The 7,471-nt window shown below is 62.9% G+C and carries 7 protein-coding genes and 2 pseudogenes; 5 read left to right on the top strand and 4 right to left on the bottom strand.

Annotated features, from left to right (window positions below; all coding sequences use genetic code 11):
- Positions 1 to 211: 211 nt before the first annotated feature.
- Positions 212 to 511 (top strand): transposase, encoded by a 300-nt coding sequence (locus E4J89_RS19185; protein WP_276606357.1) that lies wholly within the window; start codon positions 212 to 214, stop codon positions 509 to 511.
- 235 nt (positions 512 to 746) lie between these two features.
- Here E4J89_RS19185 and E4J89_RS19180 read toward each other — a convergent pair whose 3' ends face one another.
- Positions 747 to 1,415 (bottom strand): TetR/AcrR family transcriptional regulator, encoded by a 669-nt coding sequence (locus E4J89_RS19180; RefSeq protein WP_136787809.1) that lies wholly within the window; start codon positions 1,413 to 1,415, stop codon positions 747 to 749.
- A gap of 140 nt (positions 1,416 to 1,555) precedes the next feature.
- Here E4J89_RS19180 and E4J89_RS19175 point away from each other — a divergent pair, with 140 nt between their 5' ends.
- Complete coding sequence (locus E4J89_RS19175; protein ID WP_136787808.1) at positions 1,556 to 3,061, top strand: DHA2 family efflux MFS transporter permease subunit; 1,506 nt, start codon at positions 1,556 to 1,558, stop codon at positions 3,059 to 3,061.
- 253 nt (positions 3,062 to 3,314) lie between these two features.
- Here the strand turns inward: E4J89_RS19175 and E4J89_RS19855 are convergent.
- The 3 genes and pseudogenes from E4J89_RS19855 to E4J89_RS19160 form a co-directional block, all read right to left on the bottom strand.
- Positions 3,315 to 3,467: pseudogene (locus E4J89_RS19855) on the bottom strand (helix-turn-helix domain-containing protein); the annotation flags it as partial.
- On the bottom strand, positions 3,460 to 3,825 hold the full coding sequence (locus E4J89_RS19165; RefSeq protein WP_276606359.1) for a tyrosine-type recombinase/integrase: 366 nt from the start codon (positions 3,823 to 3,825) through the stop codon (positions 3,460 to 3,462). The pseudogene E4J89_RS19855 and the gene E4J89_RS19165, both read right to left, overlap by 8 nt.
- A 258-nt stretch (positions 3,826 to 4,083) precedes the next feature.
- Positions 4,084 to 4,335 (bottom strand): ABC-F family ATP-binding cassette domain-containing protein, encoded by a 252-nt coding sequence (locus E4J89_RS19160; protein ID WP_136787807.1) that lies wholly within the window; start codon positions 4,333 to 4,335, stop codon positions 4,084 to 4,086.
- A 131-nt stretch (positions 4,336 to 4,466) separates the two neighbouring features.
- Between E4J89_RS19160 and E4J89_RS19155 the strand changes: the two genes are divergently transcribed.
- The 3 genes and pseudogenes from E4J89_RS19155 to E4J89_RS19145 all read left to right on the top strand — a co-directional run.
- Positions 4,467 to 6,053, top strand: a complete 1,587-nt coding sequence (locus E4J89_RS19155) for an amidohydrolase family protein (protein ID WP_240691998.1) — start codon at positions 4,467 to 4,469, stop codon at positions 6,051 to 6,053.
- Between the two features lie 41 nt (positions 6,054 to 6,094).
- Positions 6,095 to 7,081, top strand: a complete 987-nt coding sequence (locus E4J89_RS19150; RefSeq protein ID WP_136787805.1) for an ABC transporter substrate-binding protein — start codon at positions 6,095 to 6,097, stop codon at positions 7,079 to 7,081.
- 30 nt (positions 7,082 to 7,111) lie between these two features.
- Positions 7,112 to 7,471 (top strand): annotated as a pseudogene (locus E4J89_RS19145) (nitrate ABC transporter permease); the annotation flags it as partial.

The following is a 7,471-nucleotide window of genomic DNA, read 5'->3' as shown; positions in this document are numbered from 1 at the left end:
CCCCGCGAAACCCCGAGCTGTTTAGCCAGCTCCCTCTTGGAGATCTTCTCCGTCGCGTATCGGTGGCGTATCTGCGCCCAAACATCCAATGTGATCACCTTCCATAATGGTCAGTGGCCTCATTTTCAGTTGGCGTTTTTGGCCCTATTTTCGGTCGGCGTCAACAAGGACAAGCCAGCACTGTCATCACAACGAAGTGTCTGGAGGCAGCGTGATCAAAGACAACCACCTCGTCGACGTGTTCATCGGCGTCGACGTCGGCAAGAGCAACCACCACGCGGTCGCCCTCGACCGCAACGGCAAGAAACTGCTGGACAAGGCGCTGCCGCAGGACGAGGCGCAACTGCGTGAAATCATCGCCTCCCTCGCACGGCATGGGACCCTGCTGCTCGTGGTGGACCAGCCGGCCACGATCGCACATGATCCAACCTTTACGCTCGTCACGACCGGTGGCGCGATCCTGAGTCTTGAGGAGCTGCGTTCGGGGCTCAGCGGTGCAGGCGGTTCTTGACCAGGGCTGAGCATCACGATCAGCGACTTTGTGCAACAGTTCCCGAGTACCTGCCGGTTCCTAGAGCAGCATGACGTGGACGGGGATGTGTTCGACGTCCGAGTAATCACCGCCGTCTTGCACGACAGTCGAATTCTCGGAATACAGGAGACCGTAGGGCCGCCGAACTGACCCGGGAGAATTGCGACTACGCCGTCGGTCGCTTCGTGGGCCTGTCAGTGTGAAAAACGTGGAGTTAGTGCAGTCGACGCTCGTCACTGTCTTCGGTCTGCCGGCTGGCGAGCAGCTGCAGGATTTCAGCGAGACCGGCCGCAGCGCATTCAGCGACCGGTGTTCCGCCTTCCACCGTCGCGGTCAGGACTCCACCCTCCATGACCGCTGCGGCCAGGCTTGATTTCAGGGCCGGGTACCCGCAGAAACGCAGCACTTCTTCCATCTGCCGGTTAGCCGTCTGGCGATGCTGGCCCAGCATCTGCGCCAATCGGGAACTCTCCCGCCCACAATCGACGATGCTCCACGTCGTGCCGGTGACCGTCGCGTCGTCCACCGCGGGGCCGTAATACGTTCGGAAAAGCAGCCGTGCTGCCCGATCTGCATCGACAGCCTCTCCGCGTCCTAAGAAGTCGATAATCCGTTCCGCTTCAGCCGCCCGGATTCGTTCGATCTCTTCCAAGCAGGCCGCGAGCAGGTCCTCGCTGGTGCGGAAATAGTAGCGAACAGCACCTGGAGAAGAGTTGCTCTCCTCGGCGACACCTCGGTGCGTCACAGCCGTCACCCCACCGCTGAGCAGCAACCGAATGGCTCCCGTCAGAAGCTGTCCCCGGCGTTCAACCGAGCGTGCCTGCTCCGGACGCGGCGACTTCCTTCCCTGCCGCGGGGTCACTGACGAGGGTTTCTCGCTCATACGTCCCACCTCTCAATCCATCCAGCAAGACACGAAAGTGATGCAGCAACATCATTTTACTGTAGACTCGTTCTGACGGCTCTTCACGCTCGCTTTCCTCCCCGGCTTGGGGCCATTTTTGTCTGAGGTTGAACACAACCATGTCCCAGAATTCTACTCAGGGGTCCGCTGCGGCCACTGCGACTTCTCCCGTCGGGGTAGATGCAATCCCGGGCCCCGCGAAAATCGTCCTGACGGTGCTGGTCTTCACTGCTTTTGTGATGTTGCTCAATGAAACGACGCTGGCTGTCGCGCTGCCGTCGATCATGGCCGACTATTCGGTCACCGTGACCACAGCCCAATGGCTGATCACGGGCTTCATGTTGACCTTGGCCGTGGTGATGCCGACCACCGGGTGGATACTTGAGCGCTTCACCATTCGGCCGGTATTCATTTTCGCCGTATCCGCCTTCCTCGTAGGCACAGTCCTCGCATCACTGGCACCATCTTTCGTCCTGCTGCTCGTTGCCCGAGTAGCTCAAGCGATCGGCACCGCAGTGACCCTTCCGCTGCTGATGACCGTGGCCATGGCGCTCGTCCCTGTCCCTCGTCGAGGCGCGATCATGGGTCTGATCGCTATGGCCCTGGCCGTAGGCCCGGGCCTCGGCCCCACCGTGGCAGGCCTGATCCTCAGTTTTACCACCTGGCACGGGATCTTCTTGTCCATGATGCCGCTGGTCGCCATCGCCGCCATCATCGGTGCCGCCAAACTCACCAACATCGGTGGGACACGGTCGGCACCGTTCGATCTGCTCTCGGTGATCCTGTCGGTATTCGCTTTCGGCGGCCTGGTCTACGGTTTGAGCTCGATCGGCGCCATTGTTGAAGGCGGTGAAACGGCACGCACCGCCGTGATCGTTTTGGCCGTCGGCGTCACGGGTCTCGGGCTGTTCGTGTGGCGGCAAGTAGCTCGAGGCCGGAAGGAGCGAGCATTGCTGGACCTGCGGCCTCTCACGGTGCGCAACTTCACGCTTTCGCTGATCGTGGTGATGTGCCTCATGGCCGCCATGCTCGGAGTGCTCAACATACTCCCGTTGTACCTGCAAGGATCTCTTCTGGTCACTGCCCTGCTCTCCGGTTTGGCGTTGCTGCCCGGAGGACTGCTCGAAGGCGTCCTGTCGCCGGTCTTCGGCCGACTCTACGATCGGCATGGGCCACGGCCACTGATCATTCCCGGCATGATCGCGGTCACAGTTAGCCTGTTCTGGCTATCCACCGTCGACGAGAACACCGGCGTGTGGCTGGTGGTCACGGTCCATGTCATCTTCTCCATCGGCTTGGCAGGTCTCCTTAGTCCGTTGATGACCACCGCTCTCGGTTCGCTGCCGTCGTACCTGTACAGCCACGGCTCCGCAATCCTCAATACCCTTCAACAGTTGGCCGGAGCGGCCGGCACCGCGACCACGATCGCCGTCTACAGCAGCGTCGCCGCCCGCACCGCGCACCACGCGCCGGAGGCAGTGGCGCTGGCCGATGGCGCAAACTCCGCCTTGCTCGCCACGGCCGTGACGAGCGTGGTTGCACTGGTTCTCTCGCTGTTCATCACACGGATACCGAGCAGGGTAGTCGCCAGCAATACCGGTCCACACCTGACAACACACGGCTAATTCCCGACTCGAAGCACGGCCAGGACCTAGATGGCAGCGTGAGCGCTCCGTCCCAGAGCGTAAAGGGTATTGCCGGTGGGAATCGGAGAAAACTGGCATGCACCGGTATTCCGAACCTCGCGCCCGCCGCTGCGGCATAACTTCACGTCCCTGCCCCGAATTATCTGAGTCGGGACGCTGGCTCCGGTGAGTGGCATCGAGATGCGGGCCGCCCACCCTCAGAGTGAGCCGGCACCCAAAGCGCCGCGGCATGTGTGGCCGTGACCAGCCGGTAAACCTGACTCTCGGACAGGTTGATCCCGCGGGATTTCAGCAGCGGCATCAGTTCGGTGGTCTTTCAGAGGTTGCGCTTGGCCATGAGGGCACGTAAGTTCCAGCGGTAGCCGATCCGGCGCTGTTCAGGCATCTGGGTCCTCCAAGGTCGTGATGCGGCGTGCGATCATCTGTGTCACGGTTTTCTGCTTGAAGTCCGAGGATACCGACGTGTAGAGGCCGGTGGTCGAGGCGTACGAGTGGCCGACCTGCGTCTGCACGAATGCCAGGTCGTAGCCCGCTTCGATCAGGTGGGTCACGTAGGAGTGTCTGAGGCAGTGCAGCCCCAGTTCCTTGGGCAATCCAACCGCGCCGCGTGCTGCTGCGAAGGCATCGCCGAAGCTGCCAAGTGACATCCGGGCGCCCCGCTCGTTTGGCCAAAGCGCCGATGACCGGCCAGCTGTTGGGAACCGCGTCCGCATCCCGCCGGTCCAGGTACGCAGCTGATCCACCACCCAGTCGAACTCCGGCACCGTCAGAACGGTGCGCCGCCTGGGTCCGGAACCTGCCGTGCCTTTGGCAAACCGCACTTGGACGGCACCGAAGCGCGGGCCGCCCACTGTCAGAGTGAGCCGGCACTCAAACCTGCCGCGCCATGAATCCAGCCGCAGCCTCGGTTTGGTAATCCGGCGGAGAAGAACCCGCGTTGAAGCAGCCTCCCCGTATGCAGGGAGGGTAGGGGTCGGCGCATAGCAATCGATACAGGGCCTTCAGCCCACGAGGGCGCTAACCTGGAACTTCAGCAATTGGCCGAGCTTCGTTATCGAAGCACTGATCTCCTCGCGTGAGGCGACCGTGACTTGTTGGAGGACCAGTCCGTCGAGAGCAGCGAAGATGACACGCGCCGTGGCCTTGTCACGAGGAAGGCCATACTCCTCCAAGGTGTCGAGCATGATGCCCAGATAGCTCTCATACAAGGCGACGGCCATCCGGCGCATTTCCTCGCTTCGGCCAGAGGCCAAGATCATTTGGTACTGGAACAGCTGCAGGGAAAGCCGACCTGATGGTCGTCAACGGCTCCCTTCCGTATGCCCAGACGGGTGCCAGATTCAATATCGCGGTCAGCGGCGGCCGGATACAGAGGGTCGGGGGAATGGACGTCTTGGAGGCAGTGGACGCAGGAACGCGAGTCATTGATGCCGATGGCGGGGCGGTTCTGCCAGGGATCAACGATGCGCACCTGCATTTCTTTTCCTCAGCCATGGTCCGGTTCGGACACCTGAACGTTGACAGTCAAGCGGCCGGCAGTTGGGCTGCCGTTGCCAAGTTGATCGAAGACTGTCCCGCAGGCGCGGATGGCTGGATCAGGGCACACGGCTGGGACGAACTCCATTTGGGGCCAGGCGGCCCGGCTGCCATTGACGAGTGCCGCCCGGGCATCCCCGTGGTTGCCTTCGACAAAACCGGTCACCAGCTGCTGGCGAACCGCACTGCCCTGCAGCGGGCCGGCATCACGGCATCAACTCCCGCGCCGGCGGGTGGAATCCTCGAACGTCACGACGACGGGACACCCACCGGCAAATTCGTCGATGGCGCCATGGAACTGATGACCCGTGTACTTCCCAATTTGCCCCCTGGAACGATGCGCAGCGCAGCTTCGCAGTTCCAGCGCTTCCTGCACGCACAAGGCATAACGTCGCTGACCGAGCCGGGACTCGGCCCCGGAGCGGGCGGACTGCTCGATGGCTCCGGCACTACTGCCGCCTTGGATGTACTGGCGGACCTCGCCCTGGACGGCACGTTGAGCCTGAGGATCAACACCCTGCTGCTTTTCGCCGGCACCGGCGGTGTCAGTGCCGCCGCGGTGCGTGCCGGACTGGAATCCGGGCTTCAGCAGACCTTTCGGGACAAGGGCATCGACCCTGCCCGGTTGCGGATCGCCGGGGTAAAAGTGTTTGCTGACGGCACGCCGCGCAGCGGCACCGCCTGGATGAGCGAACCCTACGGACACAGCTGTAAGCACGGTTCTCTCGTAGTCGCGGGCGCCAACGATGCTGAACGCGTAGCCGAGCTGGACGAGATCATCCGGCTGATCGAATCAGCTGAGCTGCAGGCGGGCATCCACGCTACCGGGGATGCTGCAACAGCAGCAGCCGTCACGGCGGTTATCCGTGCCCAGCAAGGGCGTGCCGGCACCAACCGGCACTACATCATTCACGGCTCGTTCGCCTCCAACGCCTCGCTGCCGGCTTTCGCGGCGAACAGCATCGGCTACAGCACGAATCCGATGATCCGCTTCGGCGGCGGAGCCATGCTTGAGGGCATCCTCGGGCAGGAGCGGTTTCGGCGGCACCAGCCGCTGGCGTCCGCTGCCCGGGAAGGCGTTAAATTCAATCTCGCGTCGGACTCCCCGGTGACTACGACCGACTGGCGCCGGACGATGCTCGCGGCGATCACCCGTGCCACCGTGGACCATCCCGGTCCGGTTCACGACGGTGAGGGAGTCGGCTTGCGTCAGGCCTTGGCCGGCATGACGTCGCTGCCGGCCTGGCAGGACCACGCCGAGCACATGAAGGGCAGCGTGCGACCTGGCATGGCTGCAGACCTGTGCATCCTGGATGGCGCGTGGCCGAATGACGACGAGCCCGACGAGTTGATGGAGCGCCACGTCATGTGGACCGTCAGCGCCGGTCAGGTTGTCCACGAACCGGCAGCGGTGCCGGCAACCGGGTTTTTCTAAATATCCACAGCACTATCTATTGATCTACCAAAGGAGAAACGATGCGAAGCAAACTCCCTATCGCGTTGGCAGGCGTCCTGGCACTGGGGCTGTCCGCCTGCAGCACGGCAGCGTCTGATACCGGTTCCGATGCCGCTGGCACAACAACCCTGAAAGTCTCCACCATCGGACTCACCTCAGATGCCGGACTGATGCTCGGCATCGACAAGGGCTTCTTCAAAGACGAGGGGCTTGAAATCGAGGTGTCCACGGTTGCGAACCCGCCGGCCGGCATCGCGGCGGCTCAAAGCGGCCAGATCGACCTGGCCTACACACCGACAATCCCGCTGCTCAACGCCATGAGCCAGGGTGTGCCGCTGAGCATCGTCGCAGCCGCCGACGGTTATGAAGACGGGGCCATCAACGGCGATGACCTCACCACCGTGGACGACACCGGACTGGTGGTGGCGAAGGATGCCGGCATCTCCAGTCCGAAGGACCTGGAAGGCAAAGCGGTGGCCATCCCGGCCCGGAAAGCACAGCTGGAAGTAACCGTCAGCAAGCTCATCAAGGACGACGGCGGGGATCCCGCCAAGGTCAACTGGATGGTCCTGGACTTCGCTTCAGCCGTGCAGTCGCTGAAACAGGGCCGCGTCGATGCGGCTGCGCTCGTCGCCCCGTTCATTGGCACTGCCCAGGAAGCCGGCGGGGTCCTCCTGTCGTCGCCAGGGATCGAATTCTTCCGCGAAGGCGCAGTCGGCGTATGGGTCGCGGGGCAGCCGACAGTTGACGGCAAGCACGAAGCCCTGGCCAAATTCCAGACCGCGATCAATAAGGCCAATGCCTACGCGAATGAGAACACGGACGAGGTGCAGGCCAAGGCGGCCGAAGTGACCAAGCAGCCGCTGGAGGACATCCAGAGCGGTACCGACACCTACTGGCCCACCGAGGTACGGGCCGCCGACGTCGAACGCGTCAACAAGGCTCTGGTCGAACTCGGGTTCCTGACCGAAGAAGTCAACCTGGATCAGGTCCTCTTCACCAAGTAACAGAGAAACCGCGCAACCAAGGAGTCACGGATGAAGCTACACCCATTGCTGGCGGGGACCATGGGTCTCCTCGCGGCCGGGGTGCTGTGGGAGGTGGTGGCGGTCGGCCCAATGGCCGGCACCGCCCTCCCTAGCCTCAGCAGCACCCTGCAGACGTTGGTGTCCGACGCCTCCGGTCAGGAATTCTGGACTAGTACGCTGCAGACAGTCGGGGTGGCGCTGCTGGGATTGACGGCGTCTGCCGCCGGTGGGGTCCTCCTCGGCGTTCTCATCGGCAGCTTCCCCTCGGCACGCTATGCCACGTTGGCCGTGGTGGAGTTTCTCAAGCCGATTCCGCCGATCGTGGTCCTGCCGCTCGTTGTGCTGATCTTCGGTCCGACGCCGACCATG

The organism is Arthrobacter sp. CAU 1506 (genome assembly GCF_005047635.1).
Lineage (GTDB): Bacteria > Actinomycetota > Actinomycetes > Actinomycetales > Micrococcaceae > Crystallibacter.
Note: the sequence above shows the minus strand (reverse complement) of the source record. Positions and strands in the feature narration are given on the sequence as shown.